Below are 17,864 nucleotides of genomic sequence, written 5' to 3' on the forward strand. Positions count from 1 at the left end.
CGTTCGCAACCGGCCGTCGGCGCAGTGTCGCACGGTCACCGGCATCGTCGATCCGGCGATCAGCGTGCTGCAGCGACCGGTGTGGGCAGGAGCGGGGGCGGCCGGCTCCGCGACGGCTCCGGCGCGGGCTCCGGTGGCGGCTGCTGCGGGGGCTCCTGCGCAGGTGGCTGCGTGGGCTGCTCGGCCGGCTCCTGCGGGGCCGGCGCCCGGGGCCCGTCAACGTCCTGCGGACCCGGATCCCGGGGGGTCTGCCGGTCCTGGGGGCTGGAGCGCACGGTCGCCTCGGGGCTGGGCGTCACAGCCGGCGTGGCAGCCGGCAACTGGCCCGCCGCCGTCCGGGCCCGGTCGACCTGGATCTCGCGCAGGATCTCGAAGGTCCGCGCGAAGATCTTCGCGGGCAGCGTGCCGCCGTAGACCTGCTTCACGCCCTGGATGTTCTTCATCTCACCGCAGGCGCGGCTCTGGATGCCCTCACAGGTCTGGTCGTCGTAGCCCAGCCAGGTCGCGATGCAGAGGTTCTGCGGGGACCGGGCGCAGCCGACGAACCAGGCGTCGATGCTGCCGTTGGTGGTGCCGGTCTTGCCGTAGACCAGGAAGCCCTGCTTCGCGGCGCGGGCGGTGCCGCCCGGCTCGGTGACGCCGGACATCGCCTCGACGACGAGGTCGGCGACCTCTGCCGGCATCGCCCGACCGGCGGGCTCGGGCTTGCCCGGCTCCTCCGTGACCACCTCACGGTCGGCCGTGCGGGTCTCCTGCAGATAGCGCGGCTCCATGTGCACGCCGTGGTTCATCAGGGTGCCGAACGCGTTGGCCAGCGACAGCGGCGTCACCTCCGCCGTCGTGCCCAGACCGAAGGACTTCGGCGAGGTGGCGAACGGGTTCGGGTTCGCCGCACTCGGCGGAGCGACCTTCACCCCGGCCGCCAGCATCGTGTCCTTGATGTCGTCCCGACCCACCTCGATGGCCAGCGGGACGTAGACGGTGTTGACGGAGGCCTGCAGCGCCTTGCGCAGGGTCAGGCTGCCCCGGCTGCCGCTGCCCTCACCGGCCGCGTTGCAGTAACGGTAGACCCCGCCCTTGGAGAACTTGTCCGGCATCGAGTCGCAGCCCGGGGCCGGCCGGCGGGTCTCGAGGGTCAGCCCCTTCTCGAGCGCCACGGCCAGCGTGAACGGCTTGATCGTCGAGCCGGTCGAGCGGTAGGCCCTGGTGGCCAGGTTGTAGCCGAACCGCTGGTAGTCCTGCACGGCCGGACGGTCGCCCTTGGCGGGGTAGCGCCGCAGCGTCGTCATGGCCTTGACGTCGCCGTTGGTGATGTCGATCGCCACGACGGCGGCCTGCGGGTCCTCCGGGTCGGGCAGCACCTCCCGGGCGGCGCGGCTCACCGCCTCCTGCAGGTCCATGTCCAGCGTCGTGGTCACCCGGAGCCCACTGCGGTAGAGCGCGTCCTCGTCGTCCTTGTACTGCGCCCGCAACAACTCGGTGACCGTGTCGGCGAACTCCGGCGCAGTGCTCGGCGGCTCCGGCGGACCCTCCTGGAGCGGGATCACCGCGTCCCGGCGCTTGAAGGCGTCGCTGGCCTGCTCGCTGGTGATGTGCTGGTTGATCACCATCTGGTTGAGCGTGTACTTCTGCCGGTGCCGGGCGGTGGCGAAGTCCTTGACCGGGTTCCACGCCGAGGGCGCCGGCGCGATACCGGCCAGCATCGACGCCCGGGCCAGGGCGAGACCCGGGTCGCGCCGGTTGCCGCGCCCGGGCGTCTCGTCGAGGTCGAGGTCGGCGATGTCGACACCGAAGTAGTACTTCGCCGCCGCCTGCACCCCGTAGACGTTGTTGCCCAGGTAGAGCACGTTGAGGTAGTCGGTGAGGATGTCCTCCTTGCTCTTGCGGTTCTCCAGGCGGACCGCGAGCCCGGCCTCCTTGATCTTGCGAAGCAAGGTCCGGTCGTTGCCCACGTAGACGTTCTTGACGTACTGCTGGGTGATGGTCGAACCGCCCTGGGTGCGGCCGCCCGACACGTCGCGGTAGGCGGCCCGCATGGTCGCGATGACGTCCACGCCCTTGTGGTCGAGGAAGCGGGCGTCCTCCGCGGACATGATCGCCTTGCGCATGATGTCGGGAATGTCCTGGGGCCGGATCACCTCGCGCCGGTACGGCGGCCGCATCTGCCCGAACTGCGTACCGTCCGCGGCGAGCAGCAGCACCGACTTGGGAGCCGGTGGGACTGCCCGGACGTCGAAAGGCGCGGCGAGCAGGCCCTTCACGAACGTGGTCGCACCGACCGCCACGGTGAGGACCAGAACCAGGAGCAGTCGCGCGACGAAGCGGCCCAGCCGGCGCCGGCGCGCGTGTGACATGGATCGCGGCGTCCTTCCGCCGGCACGCACGGCTCCCGCTCCGGGGCGTCCGGGGTAGGGGCCGACGGTCGACGACATGCGCAGAGCCTACGTCTGCAGCCGCAGCCGCGCAGGGCGCTCAGGGTGCGGCCACTACCTGCCGAACACAGATAGAGGCGGGTCTTGCCCGACCCCCTAGCATGAGGCGTCACGCGTGTCTCCGGGACCTCCGGCCCCGGCGGCGGGCGGCCCTCCGGCGCCGACAGGAGACCCCGTGACCCGCGCCCCGCGAGCCACCTCAGGGTCCTCGCGCGCCCGCGGCCGGTGCACGTGACCAGGGTCGGCGCCGCCACGGTCGGCCACCGGGTCCGCCCCGTCACCGTCCCCGCACCCACCTCTGCCGGCGACGTCCGACCGGCGGCCGTGCACGCCCCGGCCGAGGGCGACGCCGCCCTCACCCTTGCCATGGTCCAGCGCGCGCAGGCCGGTGATGCCGAGGCCTTCGGCGAGCTCTACGACTGCTACGTCGAGATGGTCTACCGCTACGTCTACTACCGGGTCGGCTCCCCTCAGGTCGCCGAGGATCTCACCAGCGAGACCTTCCTGCGAGCGCTGCGACGGCTGTCGTCGTTCACCTGGCAGGGCCGCGACGTCGGGGCCTGGTTCGTCACGATTGCCCGCAACCTGATCGCCGACCATTACAAGAGCAGTCGCTACCGGCTGGAGATGACGACGGACGACGTGTCCGGGTCCGGAGCCTCGACGACGCTGGACGGGCCGGAGAGCGCCGTCCTCGAGACGATGCAGAACAAGGTTCTGCTCGAGTCGGTCAAGAAGCTCAACGCCGAGCAGCAGGAGTGCATCGTGCTGCGCTTCCTGCAAGGTCTGTCGGTCGCCGAGACGGCGCACGTGATGGGCAAGAACGACGGCGCCATCAAGGCGCTGCAGTACCGCGCGATCCGCGCGCTGGGACGGCTGCTGCCCGAGGGGGTGGAGCTGTGAGCAGCCCCACTGTGCACCCGGTCACATCGGTGCATTTGGGGGCAGGCCCCGTCACCGCTGGCCGTCCCGCGTCGTTGGACGCGACGGCAGGCGCCGCCGGCCACGCCAACACAGGCAACGGACGGGACGGACGGGAGGTGCAGCGGTGAACCTGGTCGGCTCCCGCGGCGCGGCTGCACAGCTCGCCCGCCTGCTCGACCGTGGTCCCTCCAGCGGCTCCGGGGCGCTGGCGCGCGCTGCCGCACTCGCCGTTCGGCTGCGCCTGGTCGGCACGGCGCTGGACACCGACGTGATCCCGCGTGCGGAGTTCCGTGACGCGCTGCGGATGCGTCTGGTCGCGGTCGCGACCGTGCAGGCCCCCGCTGCCCGACCCTTTGGCGCCAGATCCTCCGACGCGTGGTCCGCCGCCGTCTCCTGGCGCGCCTCCTCCCGTGCCAGCTCCGTCCTCGCCGGTGCCCTCGCCTCTGTCGTCGCGGTCTCGGGAGTGGCCGTCGCGGGCAGCCAGTCGCTGCCCGGCGACCCGTTCTACGGCGTGAAGCGGACCGTGGAGGCGCTCCAGCTGCGGTCAGCCGACGGCGACATCGAGAAGGGCACCCGGCACCTCGACCTGGCCGCCACCCGACTGCGCGAGGTGCGGGGCCTCGCCCTCGGTCGCGACGCGGTACACGCCGGGCCGCAGCTCGGGCCGTCGGCGGTGTCGGCCGGCATCCTGCTCCGCAGCAGCGTGCAGCCGCTCGCGGCCGACGACGCCCTGAACGCACCGGTCGCCGACCGGGTACGCGACACGCTCGCGGCGATGGACGTCGAGACCCGCGACGGCACCACCCTGCTGACCGGCGCCTACCGCTCGTCGCGCGCCCCGGAGCCGCTGCGGGCGCTGACCCGCTTCGCGGTCCGGCAGTCCGAGGGCCTGTCGCAGCTGATCCCGGCGCTCCCGCCGGTCACCCAGGAGCGGGCCCGCGTCTCGCTGGCCCTGCTGAGTGGGGTGACCGAGGGCGCCAACGAACTGCTCGGCATCGGCAGCTGCGGGACGGTCTGCGCGCCGCCGCAGGTGGTGCCGAACCTGCCGCCCGGGTCCATGAAGCCGGCAGATCCGCCCTGCGGCTGCGAGCAGCCGGCGCCGGTGCCGCAGACCAGCGCCTCGCCGCCGTCCGAGGCGCCCGAGCCGGCCCCGCAGCCCCGGCCCCGGCCGACCCGCAGCGCGTCGCCGGAGCCCTCGCCGAAGCCCTCGCCGGCTCCCTCGAGCCGGCCACTGCTGCCACCGCTTCCCCCGCTGCCGGCGCCCGTCCCCTCCCTACCGCTGCCGACGCCGCTGCCGACGCTCACCGCGCCGCCGCTGCCGGTCGTCCCGCCCACCGTCGAGTCCGTCCTGCCGGGTCTGTCCGTGCTGCCGGGCATGACGGCGGGCCGCGCTCCGTCGACTCCTGAGCCGGAGCCGCTGCCGCAGCCACAGCCCGGCACTTCGCGCCCGTAGCGCCGGGTGCGGCGCGTGCCGCCCGGCGCGCTCGTAGGTGGCACGCCCCGGCGTCCCCGTGCGGCCGCGCGGACGACGTCGATGGCGACGTCGATGGCAAGGTCGATCCTCGACGTCCGTTGTGTCCGCCGGCGGCCCAGATGGGCGGGTCTCAAACCTCTTGCACCCAAGAAGTTCTAGGGCCCCCGTCACCGCCTCCAGAAGGCGTCGTTGACCGGGGACAAGACGGTCACGCGACGGGGTGGGCCTCACCTCCAGCGTCAGCGAGTCGTCCGGAACACCTCGTCTCTGCGGGCCCTCCGCAGATCTCCGGAAGGAAACGTTCATGGCACAAGGACACCTCGCTCGCCTGACGGCGCTGGCTGCGGCCACCGGGACCCTCGTCGCGGTCGCTGCCGCCCCAGCGGGTGCTGCCGTCGACCAGACGTCGCAACTGACCGCTACCGGTACCGGCTCAGCCCTCACGATCACCATCAATCTGCCGGCCGCCCTCGCCGGGACGCCGCTCGGGTCCCAGATCGTCCAGACGATCTCGCTCACCGACGGCAGCATCAGCACCGTCTCCGGCCCGCTGGCCAGCACCACCGCCATCCTGGGCAAGGGCAGCACGCCGGTGCTGTCCGACCTGCTGAACCGTTCCACCACCGCCATCCTCAGCGGCCAGCGCGAGCAGAGTTCCTCCGCACAGACGATCGACCAGAGCGGCGTCAAGCTCGCCCTCCTCCCGCTGTCCTCCAAGGTCGCGGACCCGCTGGCCGACGGTGTGCTGGCGCAGAGCAGCAGCGGCGTCGCCCGGCTCGCCCTGGGCGGGTTGGCCCTGCCGGAGCTGGCCGCGGTCACCGCTCCCGTCGCGGACGTCATCCAGACGGCGGTCGGGACCACCGGCGAGACCGCTGAAGGTGCCGCGGGGACCGTCGGCGAGACGGTCAACTCCGCCATCGACACCCTGAACGCGGCCACCAACGACGCCGCCGCTCCGGTGACCGCTCCGGTGCAGGCCGAGATCGACAAGGCAGTCGCCGGGCTGACCGAGACCCTCGCCGAGCTGACCGACACGGTGGGTTCGGTCACCGCCGCGACCGACCTGATCACCCTGGACTCGGTCACCAGTGACCAGCTGATCAGCCGCTCGGGCAGCGAAGTGACCTCCACCGTCAACAACGCGGTCAAGAACATCAACGTTCTCAACGGCCTGGTCAAGATCGCCGCTGTCACGTCGAGCGCCACCGCCGTCGCCGGCGGCAAGCCCGGCACCGGCTCGGCCAGCACCACGGCTCCGGTCCTGGACATCAGCTTGGCCAACGGTGCGCTGACCGCCATCCTCGACGAGGCCGGCCTGAACGTCGGCGGCACCCTCGGCGAGAACCTGCCGGCCGAGCTCGAGGGCACCGTCAACGGCGCCGTCAACACGGTCAACGGCCTGCTGGCCGAGGCGGTGGGTCTGGACGTCGCCGTCGGCAAGGGCGCGACCAGCGTGTCCCCTGACGGGACCTCCGCCGCCGCCGCCGTCAGCGCCACCACGGTGACGATCAACCCGCCGGTGATCGCCGAGCTGCTCGTCGGCAAGCAGGACTTCATCAAGCTGGAGCTCGTCACGGCGAACGCCGCTGTCGGCAGCCAGCTGGTCGCCGCTCCCGAGATGGCCGCCGCCGCCCCGGCCAGCCTGCCGCGTACCGGCGGGGAGCTCCCGCTCTCCGCCGCCGTAGCCACGCTGCTGGTCGGTGCCGCCCTGCTGGCCCGCCGCCGCCGCGCGACGGTCTAGCTCCTCCCTACGACCCGAAGGGCCCCCGCTCGACAGCGGGGGCCCTTCGGCGTTCCGGTCGCAGGCTCGGCACGGCGGACTAGGCTCGGCAGGTCCGGTCAGCCCAGCCACAGGAGGAGAGTCGCGTGCCGCGCACCCTGCGCCTGCCAGGCCGCTCCCGCCGCGGCGACGTGGCGGTGCGGGCGGTGCTGGCCGGTGCCGCCTCGGCTGCGGCCGCAGAGGTCGAGGACAGCCTGGGCGTCCCCCCGGACCCCACGGCGGCGGCCTTCTTCGACGTCGACAACACGATGATCCGCGGCGCGTCGATCTACTTCTTCGGCAAGGGCATGGCCGGCCGGGGAATGATCACGACCGGGGACATCCTGCGCTTCGGCTGGCAGCAGCTGCGCTTCCGGGTGCGCGGCAAGGAGGATCTCGGTGCCGTCGCGGAGGCGCGCGACAAGGCGCTCGGTCTGGTGGCCGGCAAGTCGGTCGCCGAGATCGTCGCCTACGGCGAGGAGATCTACGACGAGCTGATGGAGCGCCGAATCTGGTCCGGTACGCGGGCGCTCGCCCAGCAGCACCTGGACGCCGGCCAGCGGGTGTGGCTGGTGACGGCCACGCCGGTCGAGCTGGCCCGGATCATCGCCGCCCGGCTGGGGCTGACCGGCGCGCTGGGCACCGTCAGCGAGGTCGAGGACGGCTGCTACACCGGCCGGCTGGTCGGCGAGCCGCTGCACGGGCCGGCCAAGGCGGAGGCGGTTCGGGCGCTGGCCCAGCGTGAGGGCCTGGACCTGTCGCGCTGCACGGCCTACAGCGACTCGCACAACGACGTGCCGATGCTGTCCGCGGTCGGGCACGCCGTCGCGGTCAACCCCGACACGGCACTGCGCGAGCAGGCCCGGGCGCGGGGCTGGGCCGTCCGCGACTTCCGCACGGGACGCAAGGCCGCAAAGGTGGGGGTGCCCGCGGCTGCCGGTGCGGGCGCGATCGCGGGCGGCGTGGTGGCCGGCCTGGCGCTGCGGCGCCGGCGCGCGGACCGCAGCCTGCTCAGCTTCGGCTGAAGCCGGCGGGCCGGCCAGTGGCGCGCGCAGGCCGGCCGTGCACTGGTGGTGCGCGTCGCGGTGACTGTCCGGTGCGGCCGTCAGGGGTCAGATCCGCCGCGTGCCGTGTGTTCCACCGAGCCCTGTGCAGGAGAGGTCAACTTTTCCCACATCTTGTGCTCTCCCGTACAGGATGATGCAGACACACGTAGGCGGCAGCTGCCTGCCTGCCTGCCTGCCTGCCTGTCTGTCTGCCTGTCTGTCTGTCAGCCGCCCTCGGCCGGGACCTGCCCCCGTTCCGGGGGGTCATCAAGAACGGATCGGATTCTCGCGGTGGCCGGCCGCACCGGACAGTCACCGCGACGGCCACCACCAGTGCACCGCCACCAGCCGATCACCAGCCGATCACCAGCCGATCGAGCGAACGGTCCGGGATCGGCCGCCGACCGCGGGCTCCTGCACGATCGGTGGCAGCGTCAGAAAAAGACGCTGCGCCGCTGCAGAAGCAGCGTGTAGAGGGTGGACTGGATCGTCTCGCGCACCTGGTCGGTGACGTTGAAGACCAGCATCGGGTCCTCGGCCGCGGCAGCGCCGCCGAGATCCTGCGTCTCGACCGGCTCCCCGAACTCAATGATCCACTTCGACGGCAGCGGCACGAGGCCGAGCGGGCCGAGCAACGGGAAGGTCGGCGTCACCGGCAGGTACGGCAGGCCGAGCAGACGGGCCAGCACCCGCGCATTGTGGATCATCGGATAGATCTCCTCCGCCCCGACGATCGAGCACGGGATGATCGGCACGCCGGTCCGCAGCGCCGCCGAGACGAAGCCGCCGCGGCCGAAACGCTGCAGCTTGTAGCGCTCGCTGAACGGCTTACCGATCCCCTTGAATCCCTCGGGCCAGACGCCGACCAACTCGCCCGCCGTCAGCAGCCGCTCGGCGTCGGCGGTGCAGGCAAGTGTGTTACCGGCCTTGCGTGCGACGGGTGCGACGACCGGCAACCGGAAGACCAGGTCCGCCGCGAGCATCCGCAGGTGCCGGGAGGCCGGGTGCTGGTCGAGCAGCGCAAGCGCCGTCATGAGCGCGTCCATCGGGATCGTGCCGGAGTGGTTCGCGACCACCAGCGCGCCGCCGGTGTCCGGCACGTTCTCCAGGCCGCGCGTCTCGACGCGGAACCACTTTTCGTACAGCGGGCGCAGCGGCGGGAGCAGCAGATGCTCGGTGAGGTCAGGGTCGAAGCCGAAGTCATCGACCTGGTAGTCGCCGGTCAGGCGGCGGCGCAGGAAGGCCAGCCCGCCGGCCAGCTTGCGTTCGAACGGGGAAGCCGGGCCCGCGGCGGCCGGACCGGACTGCGCGTCCGGACCGGCACCCGTACTCCCGGCTCCGTCGCCGTGCAGCGGAATCACTTTGCCCATCGCTCCGGGCTCAGCCAACGGGCACACCCGGTCCGGACGCCGGGGTGAGCCGGCCGCGGGTGAGCACATCGAGCAACAGCCGCTCGGCAGCGGCGGCGGTCTGCGGCTTCAGCAGGCGACGCTGTCCCGTCCGCTCCACGAAATCGGCGAAGGCCTGCTCGGTCGGTCGGGGGCCCCAGCCGAAGGTGTCGTGGAGCCGGCTGACATCGGCGACCCGACCGTGCTCGAGGTAGCGCATCTGCTCGGGCGAGACATCGACGATGCCTGCGGTGCGCATCGCCCGGGCCACCAGCGACACCGCCGGCGCAGGGACCGGCAGCGCCGGCTTGCCGAGCCGGCGGATCGCCTGGGACAGCAGCAGCACGCCGGAGCCTCCGACGTTGACGATGCCGGGGTGCTCCTCGCGTACCGCCCGGCACAGCACCTCGATGCCGTCGTCCTCGTGGCAGAGCTGGATGCGCGGGTCGAAACCGAGGACCGTCGGGATGACCGGCAGCGAGAAGTAGCGGGTCAGTGGCGTGTCGATCCCCGCACCGATGAAGTTGGTGAAGCGGAGCAGGGACAGCGTCACGCCTGGGCGACGCCGGCCGAAGCCGCGGACGTAGCCCTCCACCTCGACCGCGTCCTTGGCATAGCCGGACTTCGGCAGCAACCGCGGCTCGACCGACTCGTCGAACAGCGCCGGGTCGCGCGGAGAGCTGCCGTAGACGGCGGTCGTCGACTTCACGACGAGCTTGCGCATGGTCGGCGCCTTCTGGCAGGCCGCCAGCAACTGCATGGTGCCGATGACGTTGATCTCCTTCATCGCCGCGCGACCGCCGGCTCCGGCGGGCGTGGCGAGGACGTTCATGTGCACGACCGTGTCCACCTCGGCCTGCGCGATGAGCTTGGCGATCAGCGGGTTGCGGATGTCGGCGCGGACGAACTCGGTACGCCCGAGGGCCTTCTTCTGCTCCGGCCGTGGCTGGGCGCTGTCCACGCCGAGGACCCGCTCGATCGACGGGTCGGCCGCCAGCACGCCCGCAAGCCGGCTGCCGAGGTAGCGGCTGACACCGGTGACGAGCACGACACGGGAGGACACGGGCCGAGTCTACGGCCGGACGCACAGCCTCCTGCGGGCGCGCGCGGCGCTCAGCGACCGGCGAGCAGGTTGGGCTCAGGGGGCAGGACGACCGGCCCCGGCGGCGGCGCGGTGACCAGCCGGGAGATGACCAGCGGCTCCCCGCGACCGGCTCGCAGCCGGGCCGCGGCGCTGCCCGAGTTGACGGCGACGGTGACGGTACGGAAAGCGTCCTCACACACCGCGAGCCGGCCCCGGCCGACCTGGCCGTAGGTCTCGAGGAACGGCACCACCATCGTCTTGCCGCTGCAGCGCAGCTCGACCTCGTCGCCCAGCGACATGCCGGCCTGCTCGAGGTGGGACCGCTGGAGGTTCAGCGTGAGGTTGCCGAAGTGGTCCACCTGCGCGATCTCGCCGTGCACGTGGTCATCCTCCACGGTCGGCCGGCGCTGCTCGAGCAGCTCCAGCTCCTCGACGTCGAGCGCGCTGCCGACCTGCTCGAGGGGCAGCCCAGCGGCCAGCCGCGCCGCCACGGGCGAGAAGATGTCGCGGCCGCGGAAGGTGCGGGACGGGGTGGCGTGCCACAGCGCAGGGTTGTCGATGACCCGCGCCTCGACCGCACCGCCGAGCACCGCCCAGCCCAGACTGGTCAGCCCGTTGTCGGGCGAGACGAACGTCGAGCCGTCGGCCGTACGGACGGCAACGCCGCGCGTCGGGGTGGCCCGGAAGGGGTCGACGAGCGCCAGGTGGACCGCCGGCGACGGGAGGTAGGGCAGGGCGCCGGCCAGCACCGCCGCGCCCTGCTCGACGTCCTGGGCCGCCACGAGGTGCAGCACGTCGATCACCCGCACCTCGGGCGCGGTTCGGGCCATGACGCCCTTGCACACGCCGAGGAAGGCATCCTCGATGCCGTAGTCCGACAGGAAGGTCAGCCACTGCTGCGCCACGGGACTCCTCGGGCGGGAAGAAGCGCGCCGGCTACTTCTTGTTGCGACGCTGGACGCGGGTCTTCTTCAGCAGCTTGCGGTGCTTCTTCTTGGCCATCCGCTTGCGGCGCTTCTTGATGACGGAACCCACGTCGGAACCTCTGCTCGCTGGTACTCGGAAAGTCGGAAGCTCCCAGCCTACAGGGGGCGGTCAGCCCACCTCGTCGAAGCCGACCTTCAGGTAGTCGTGCACCGCCCGCTCCGGGACCCGGAACGAGCGACCCACCCGGACGCTCGCCAGCTCGCCGGAGTGCACGAGCCGGTAGACGGTCATCTTGGACACCCGCATGACGACGGCGACCTCTGCCACCGTCAGAAATTTTATCTCGCTCAAGCTGGACATGCTTCACCGCCGTCGGCACGTGTCGCGGTCACCGGCTTCCCCACCGGCGGCACTCGGCACGCACGTGCTGCGTGAGGGTATCGGTGCCGGTGTGATCAGCGCACTCGGCCGTTCGGCCCACCCGCACCCCCTGCGTCCTGGCTATCAGGCCCAGGGTCTGCTCCAGCGCCAGGGCGCACGGTCAGCCGTCGACCATCATCGGGTCGAGACCCAGGTGCGGGAAGACCGCCTCGCGGGTCGCGACGACGGCCCGGTCGACCGCGTCGTCCTCGCCTCCGGGGCCTCCCTCCCACGGCAGGAAGTCAGGTGTGCTGCCGTCGGTGAGGCTGGTGGGCGCATGTTCGCCACCGCGGGTGGCGGCCAGGTCGCGCCAGTCGTTCGGCGTCGCTCCCTCCAGCGGCTCGCCCGTGACCTCGGCGAGCAGGTGCGTCCACGCCCGCGGCACGACCTGCACCGGCTCGTACCCGCCGCCGCCGACGACGATCCACTTCCCGTCGCACAGCTCGTGGGCGAGTTGGTGCAGGAGCTTGTACGTCGCGCGCTGCCCGTCCACGCTCATCATCAGGTGCGCCAGCGGGTCCAGGGCATGGGTGTCGCACCCGTGCTGGGTGAGCAGCACCTGCGGGCCGAAGGCACGCAGGACCGGGGGCACCACCGCGGAGAAGGCGCGCAGCCAGCCGGAGTCCCCGGTACCCATCGGCAGCGGGAGGTTGACATTGGTGCCGACCCCCTCGCCGGCGCCGATCTGGTCGGACCAGCCGGTACCGGGGAACAGCGTGCGGCCGCTCTCGTGGACGCTGACCGTCAGCACCCGCGGGTCGTCGTAGAAGGCCGCCTCGACGCCGTCGCCGTGGTGCACATCGACGTCGACGTAGGCCACCCGCGTCGCGCCCTGGCTGAGCAGCCAGGCGATCGCGACGGCGGGATCGTCGTAGACGCAGAAGCCGCTGGCCCGGTCGCGCATCGCGTGGTGCAGCCCCCCGGAGATGTTCACGGCGTGTTGGGCGGTGCCCTCCCAGACCGCGCACGCCGCGTCCACGCTGCCGCCGGTGACCAGCGCAGCGGCCTCGTGCATCTGCGGGAAGACCGGGACGTCGCCGGTGCCGAGGCCGTACCTCAGCGACAGCCGGCCCATCAGGTCGTCGGGCGCGCGCTTGACCGAGGCGACGTACAGCGGGTCGTGGACCAGCTCGAGCAGGTCGTCCGCGGCGGTGCGGGGTGCCTGGACGGTGACCCCGCGCCGGTCGAGCACACCGAGCGAGCCGGCCAGCGCCATCGTCAGCTCGAGCCGCAGCGGGCGCAGCGGGTGGCTGGGGCCGAAGTCGTAGGAGCCGAAGACGTCGTCCCACACGACCAGCGTCGAATCGCTCATCCTTCTACTCCGTCCCCGTGCTCATTCGGTACGCAGTGCGACGACCGGGTCCAGCCGGCCGGCCCGGCGGGCCAGCACGACGCCGAAGAAGATCCCGACCGCCGCGCTGACGGTGAAGGCCAGTGTGGGTGACCACCAGGTGATCACCGCCGGGAGCTGGTCCACGGCAGCCGAGAGTCCCAAGGATCCTCCTACCCCGAGCGCGATGCCGATGATGCCCCCGAGCGTGGTGAGCAGCACCGCCTCGAGCAGGAACTGCAGCGTGATGTCCCGCTGCCGGGCGCCGACCGCCTTGCGCAGGCCGATCTCCCGGGTCCGCTCGCGCACGCTGACCAGCATGATGTTGCTGACGCCGACGCCCCCGACGAGCAGGCTGATCGCCGCGATCGCCGCGAGTACCGAGGTGAGCAGCCCGAGGATCCGGCCGACGGTGCCGAGGATCTGGTCCTGCGTGACCGCGCTGAACTCCTCGTCGGGGTAGCGGTCGGCGAGCACCGCCAGCGCCTGCGCGCTCACCTCGTCGATGGCCTGCGTCGTCGGCGCCTTGAGTGCGAAGGCGTCGACGCGCATGTCGCCGAACAGCCGCTGCGCCGCCGTCACCGGGATGTGCACCTCGCTGTCGCGGCTCGACCCCAGGCTGCTGCCGACGCTCTCGAACACGCCGATGACCCGGAAACGCACCCCGCCGACGCTGACGGTGCGGCCCAGCGGGTCGGCGCCGTCGAACAGCGTGTCCACCAGAGCGGGGCCCACGACCGCGACCCGTCGGCGGGTGTCGACGTCGCTCTCGCGCAGGTACCCGCCGCGGGCCACCGGGCGGACGAATACCTCCGGCACCGCCGGATTGGTCCCGTTGACGGTCGCGAAGGCACTGCGGCTGCCGAAGCGGACCGTCTCGCCGGAGGACAGCGTGACCGCGACGTCCTGCCCGGTGGCCCGGCCGATCCGCTCGGCGTCGCCGAGCTCGAGTCGGCTCTTGGTGGGCGCGGAGCCGAACTCCAGCCGGCCGGGGACGACGATGATCAGGTTGGCGCCCAGTCCGTTGACCTGGTCCTCGACCTCCTGCTTGGCGCCGGTGCCGATCGCGACGAGCACCACCACCGCGGCCACGCCGATGACGACGCCGAGCATCGTCAGCAGGCTGCGCAGCCGGTTCGCCCTCAGCGCGGTCACCGCGACCCGGAACGCCTCGGCCTGCCTCACCTCCGGCTGCCCCTCGTACCCCGCCTGCGTCCTGCTGGGCCCTGCGTGGAGCTGTCCTCTGAGCAGGACGCAGGGGATTCTGAGCAGGACGCAGGGGCTTCGAGCAGGCCGTCGCGCACCCGGATCTGCCGGCGCGCGCGGGCGGCGACCTCGCGGTCGTGGGTGACCAGCACGACGGCCACGCCCTGCTCGGCGTTCAGGGCCTCGAGCAGCGCCACGACCTCCTCGCCGGTGCGGGTGTCGAGGTTGCCGGTGGGCTCGTCGGCGAGCAGCACCTGCGGGTCGCCGACCAGCGCGCGGGCGATCGCGACCCGCTGCTGCTCCCCACCGGACAGCTGGGCCGGGCGGTGGTCCAGCCGGTGCGCCATGCCGACGCGGGTGAGGGCATCGACCGCGCGGCGCCGGCGCTCGGCCCGCCTGATCCCGCGGTAGACCAGGGGCATCGCGACGTTGTCCACCGCACTGGTGCGGCCGAGCAGCTGGAAGGCCTGGAAGACGAAGCCGATCGTGGCGTTGCGCACCTGCGCCAGCTCGTCCTGGGACAGTGCCGCGATGTCGCGACCACCCACCCGCAGGATTCCGCTGGTGGGGCGGTCCAGCCCGCCGAGCAGGTGCATCAGGGTGGACTTGCCGGAACCGGACGGCCCGACGACGGCGGCGTAGTCGCCGCGGCCGATCGTCAGCGAGACACCGCGCAGCGCCTCGACCCGCACCCCCTCGAGGTCGTAGGAGCGGGTCACGTCGACCGCCTCGAGCGCGGGCGCGCTCACGTCCGGACGGCCTGCCCGTCACCGAGCCGGTCGGCATCCCGGATCACGACCTGCTCGCCGCCGGACAGCCCGCGGCGCACCTCGACCAGCTCGCTGCCCTGCGCCCCGATGACCACCTCGACCCGCTGCGCCCGGCCGTCCTCGACGACGAACACCGCATCCCTGTCGCCGTCCCGGACCACCGCCGCCGAGGGCACCGCCAGCACCGACGTCGCCGTACGGACCTCGAGGTCGACGATGGCACTCATACCCGGCCGCGGGCGCGGTGCGGGGGCCGCGTCGGAGGTCGTCCCGGCGGCGAGCGAGAGCCGCACCCGGTAGGTGACCCCGCCGCCCGCCGAGGAGGTGGGCGCGACGTCCACCGCAGCGACGGTCGCCGGATAGCTCGCACCGGGAACGGCGTCCAGCTCCACCGTCGCCTGCTGGCCGGTCCGGACGAGCAGCACATCGGTCTCGTCGACCTCGGCCGTGACGGTGAGCCCACCGAGGTCGGTGACCGTCAGCAGCGGGGTGCCGGCGGCGACCTGCGCGCCGACGGGAAGCCCGGCAGAGGTGGTGGCCGGCTCGGACCCGCGGGCGCCGAGAGCCGCCCCGGCCCGCTCCTGCACGCCTGCCGGCAGGCCGTCGAGCAGAGCCGCCAGGTCAGCACCGGCGGGTGTCGCCGCGGCGGCTGTGCCGCCGAGGGTGACGACACCGCCGATCGGCGCCCGCACCACCAGCGCGTCGACGACGGCCTTCGCGGCGCGCACGGCGGCGTCGGCCTGCGCCCGCTGGGTGCCGGCGACGGCCGCCAGCGCGTCCTCGAGGCTCTGCGCGCCGCTCTCGACCTGCGCGATCGTGGCGCGGGCGGCGGTGGCGGTGGCCCGGTAGCGGCGCTCGGCCTGGTCGACCTGCGCCAGCGCCGCCCGGCGCCGGCCGGGGTCCTCGACCTGCTCGGCAGCGGCGCGACCGGCGGCGAAGGACGCGGCGGCCGCGGCATCGACCGCGTCCTGCAGGGGACCGAGCTCGGCGCGCGGCACCCGCACCGCGGCCGAGGAGGCGGCGGCCTGTGCGGCACGGGCCTGCCGCAGCCGCTCCTGCGCGGCGGGCGAGGACAGCCGGGCCAGGACGGCACCGGCCTTGACCGTCGCGCCGTCGGCGACCAGGACCTGCTCGACCCGCGCGTCCGTGGGCGCCGCGATGCTCGCGGTGGCGCGGGCGCCCACCGTGCCGGGCGCGTCGACGGTCTCCGCGACGGTGGTCCGGCCGACCTCGGCGGTCTGCACACGCGGCTCCTGCTCGCCGCTGCAGCCGCTCATGAGCAGGGCCGCAGTGGTGAGCAGGGGCAGCAGGCGCTTCACCTGCTCAGCGTACGGAGCAGACGCGCAGACCGCCCGTCGTCAGCTGCCGGCCGCCAGCTCCCGGGACCGATCGCGGGCCGCCTCGATCGCAGCCAGCATCGCGGCGCGCACACCGCGGTCCTCCATCGTGCGGATGGCGGCAATCGTCGTGCCGCCCGGGCTGGTGACCGCCTCGCGCAGCAGCACCGGGTGCTCGTCGGACTCGCGCAGCATCCGCGCCGACCCGACCGCGGTCTGCACGATGAGCTCGGCCGCGACGGTGCGCGGCAGCCCGAGCAGGATGCCGGCGTCGATCATCGCCTCGACGAGGAAGAAGAAGTAGGCCGGGCCGCTGCCGGACAGCGCGGTGACTGCATCCTGCTGCGACTCCGGCACCCGCACGACCTTGCCGACCGGGCTGAGCAGGTCCTCGACTAGCTGCAGGTGCTCCGGGCCGGCGTGCGTTCCGGCGCTGATCGCCGACATCGCCTCGTCGACGAAGACGGGGGTGTTGGTCATGACGCGCACCACGTGGGTGCCTGCCGGCAACAGCTCCTCGACCAGCGCGGTGGGGATCCCGGCGGCGAGCGAGACCACGAGCGTCTCCGGGCGCAGGTGGGGGGCGATGTCGGCGAGCAACGCGCGCATGTCCTGCGGCTTGACCGCGAGCAGCACCACGTCGGCCTGCGCCGCCGCCTCCTCCGGGGAGGGGGTGGTCACGCCGTACCGCTGCGCGATCTCCGCGGCCCGCTCGGCATATCGCTCCGCCGCGAGCAGGGAGCCGGCGGGCTTCCCGGAGCGCAACAGGCCGGACAGCAGCGCCTCGCCCAGCTTGCCGACGCCCAGCAGCGCGACGGTCGCGGTCACCGGGTGCTCACCAGCGCGCGGAGGAAGAAACCCAGGTTGGCCGGCCGCTCGGCGAGTCGTCTCATGAGGTAGCCGTACCACTGATCGCCGTACGGCACATACACCCGCACCGTGTCGCCCTGTGCCGCGAGCCGTTCCTGCTCGCGCGGGCGGACGCCGTACAGCAGCTGGTACTCGTAGGTCCCCGGCGCCCGGTCCCGCGCCAACACCCCGGTGACGGCGATCAGCCGCGGGTCGTGCGTGGCCACCATCGGGTAGCCCGGTCCGGCCATCAGGATCTTCAGACAGCGGACGTAGGAGCGGTCGACCTGCCCCTTGGCGGGGAAGGCGACCGTCGCCGGTTCCTGATAGGCGCCCTTGCACAGGCGCACCCGGGAGCCCTCGACGGCCAGCTCACGGCAGTCCTGCTCGGTGCGGCGCAGGTAGGCCTGCAGGACGGCGCCGGTGCCCGGGAAGTCCTGCCGCAGGGTCTGCAGCGTCGCGAGCGTGCGGTCGGTGGTGGTGTGGTCCTCCATGTCGAGCGTGACGGTGGTCCCGGCCGCCCGCGCGGCCGCGCAGATCGCCCGGGCGCCCTCCAGCGCGAGGTCGTCGTGGATCGTCTGTCCGACCGCGGAGAGCTTCACCGACACCTCGGTACGCCCGCCGGCGGTGAGGCCGGCCTCCCGCAGCCGCTGGAGCAGCTCGAGGTAGGCCGTGACGGTGGCGCCGGCCCGGCCGGTGTCGCGGGTGTCCTCGCCGAGGTGGTCGAGGCTGACGGTCAGCCCCCTGCCGGTCAGCTCCGTGCTCACCCGCACGGCGTCGGGCACGGAGTGGCCGGCGACGAAGCGGCGGACGACGCCGCGGCTGCCCGGCGCGCGGGCGACCACGCGCTCGACGGCCCGGCTGCGCGACGCGGCGAGGATGGCCGACCGCAACATGGCGGCAGGCTAGTGCGGGAAA

General features: G+C 73.0%; 16 protein-coding genes. 4 read left to right on the plus strand and 12 right to left on the minus strand.

The genetic code is table 11. The annotated features are described in order from the left end of the window. Nucleotides 1-59 precede the first annotated feature (59 nt). Nucleotides 60-2,354 carry a transglycosylase domain-containing protein gene (locus tag WD794_10680; protein MEX2290776.1) on the minus strand — a complete coding sequence of 765 codons (2,295 nt, stop codon included), beginning with the start codon at nt 2,352-2,354 and terminating at the stop codon, nt 60-62. A 309-nt stretch (nt 2,355-2,663) separates the two neighbouring features. Here WD794_10680 and WD794_10685 point away from each other — a divergent pair, with 309 nt between their 5' ends. The 4 genes from WD794_10685 to WD794_10700 all read left to right on the plus strand — a co-directional run bounded on the left by WD794_10685 (nt 2,664) and on the right by WD794_10700 (nt 7,614). Then, nucleotides 2,664-3,335 carry a sigma-70 family RNA polymerase sigma factor gene (locus WD794_10685; protein ID MEX2290777.1) on the plus strand — a complete coding sequence of 224 codons (672 nt, stop codon included), beginning with the start codon at nt 2,664-2,666 and terminating at the stop codon, nt 3,333-3,335. 145 nt (nt 3,336-3,480) lie between these two features. Beyond that, a complete protein-coding gene (locus WD794_10690; GenBank protein MEX2290778.1) occupies nt 3,481-4,809 on the plus strand; it encodes a DUF5667 domain-containing protein in 1,329 nt (442 codons plus the stop codon). A 325-nt stretch (nt 4,810-5,134) separates the two neighbouring features. After that, nucleotides 5,135-6,571 carry a hypothetical protein gene (locus WD794_10695; GenBank protein MEX2290779.1) on the plus strand — a complete coding sequence of 479 codons (1,437 nt, stop codon included), beginning with the start codon at nt 5,135-5,137 and terminating at the stop codon, nt 6,569-6,571. Between the two features lie 185 nt (nt 6,572-6,756). Continuing rightward, nucleotides 6,757-7,614, plus strand: coding sequence for an HAD-IB family hydrolase (locus WD794_10700; protein MEX2290780.1), 858 nt, complete (start codon nt 6,757-6,759; stop codon nt 7,612-7,614). A 455-nt stretch (nt 7,615-8,069) separates the two neighbouring features. Here WD794_10700 and WD794_10705 read toward each other — a convergent pair whose 3' ends face one another. The 11 genes from WD794_10705 to WD794_10755 form a co-directional block, all read right to left on the minus strand. Then, complete coding sequence (locus WD794_10705; GenBank protein ID MEX2290781.1) at nt 8,070-9,005, minus strand: lysophospholipid acyltransferase family protein; 936 nt, start codon at nt 9,003-9,005, stop codon at nt 8,070-8,072. 10 nt (nt 9,006-9,015) lie between these two features. Beyond that, nucleotides 9,016-10,086, minus strand: coding sequence for an NAD-dependent epimerase/dehydratase family protein (locus WD794_10710; protein ID MEX2290782.1), 1,071 nt, complete (start codon nt 10,084-10,086; stop codon nt 9,016-9,018). 50 nt (nt 10,087-10,136) lie between these two features. Then, nucleotides 10,137-11,012 (minus strand): SAM-dependent chlorinase/fluorinase, encoded by an 876-nt coding sequence (locus WD794_10715; protein ID MEX2290783.1) that lies wholly within the window; start codon nt 11,010-11,012, stop codon nt 10,137-10,139. Nucleotides 11,013-11,043: 31 nt separating this feature from the next. Next, entirely contained in the window at nt 11,044-11,142 is a 99-nt protein-coding gene (locus WD794_10720) for an AURKAIP1/COX24 domain-containing protein (GenBank protein ID MEX2290784.1), read from the minus strand. A 60-nt stretch (nt 11,143-11,202) separates the two neighbouring features. Next, nucleotides 11,203-11,394, minus strand: coding sequence for a helix-turn-helix domain-containing protein (locus WD794_10725; protein MEX2290785.1), 192 nt, complete (start codon nt 11,392-11,394; stop codon nt 11,203-11,205). 181 nt (nt 11,395-11,575) lie between these two features. Then, nucleotides 11,576-12,766: an acetoin utilization protein AcuC gene (locus WD794_10730; protein ID MEX2290786.1), complete on the minus strand. Its 1,191-nt coding sequence runs from the start codon at nt 12,764-12,766 to the stop codon at nt 11,576-11,578. A 21-nt stretch (nt 12,767-12,787) separates the two neighbouring features. Beyond that, the gene (locus tag WD794_10735) at nt 12,788-13,969 is read right to left on the minus strand and encodes an ABC transporter permease (protein ID MEX2290787.1); all 1,182 of its coding nucleotides are present in this window, start codon (nt 13,967-13,969) and stop codon (nt 12,788-12,790) included. After that, nucleotides 13,966-14,739, minus strand: a complete 774-nt coding sequence (locus WD794_10740) for an ABC transporter ATP-binding protein (protein MEX2290788.1) — start codon at nt 14,737-14,739, stop codon at nt 13,966-13,968. The genes WD794_10735 and WD794_10740 overlap by 4 nt, the downstream gene beginning before the upstream one ends. Then, on the minus strand, nt 14,736-16,079 hold the full coding sequence (locus WD794_10745; GenBank protein ID MEX2290789.1) for an efflux RND transporter periplasmic adaptor subunit: 1,344 nt from the start codon (nt 16,077-16,079) through the stop codon (nt 14,736-14,738). The genes WD794_10740 and WD794_10745 overlap by 4 nt, the downstream gene beginning before the upstream one ends. A gap of 39 nt (nt 16,080-16,118) precedes the next feature. Next, a complete protein-coding gene (proC, locus tag WD794_10750) occupies nt 16,119-16,925 on the minus strand; it encodes a pyrroline-5-carboxylate reductase (protein MEX2290790.1) in 807 nt (268 codons plus the stop codon). Beyond that, nucleotides 16,922-17,842, minus strand: a complete 921-nt coding sequence (locus WD794_10755; GenBank protein ID MEX2290791.1) for a proline dehydrogenase family protein — start codon at nt 17,840-17,842, stop codon at nt 16,922-16,924. The genes proC and WD794_10755 overlap by 4 nt, the downstream gene beginning before the upstream one ends. Nucleotides 17,843-17,864: the final 22 nt, after the last annotated feature.

It is taken from the genome of Mycobacteriales bacterium, assembly GCA_040902655.1.
In the GTDB taxonomy this organism is placed as follows: Bacteria; Actinomycetota; Actinomycetes; order Mycobacteriales; family SCTD01; genus SCTD01.

Bases quoted from the DNA above. Each gene is read 5' to 3' on its own strand.
- WD794_10755 (MEX2290791.1), bottom strand. From the start codon at position 17,842: ATGTTGCGGTCGGCCATCCTCGCCGCGTCGCGCAGCCGGGCCGTCGAG.
- WD794_10680 (MEX2290776.1), bottom strand. From the start codon at position 2,354: ATGTCACACGCGCGCCGGCGCCGGCTGGGCCGCTTCGTCGCGCGACTG.
- WD794_10705 (MEX2290781.1), bottom strand. From the start codon at position 9,005: ATGGGCAAAGTGATTCCGCTGCACGGCGACGGAGCCGGGAGTACGGGT.
- WD794_10695 (MEX2290779.1), top strand. From the start codon at position 5,135: ATGGCACAAGGACACCTCGCTCGCCTGACGGCGCTGGCTGCGGCCACC.
- WD794_10730 (MEX2290786.1), bottom strand. From the start codon at position 12,766: ATGAGCGATTCGACGCTGGTCGTGTGGGACGACGTCTTCGGCTCCTAC.
- WD794_10725 (MEX2290785.1), bottom strand. From the start codon at position 11,394: ATGTCCAGCTTGAGCGAGATAAAATTTCTGACGGTGGCAGAGGTCGCC.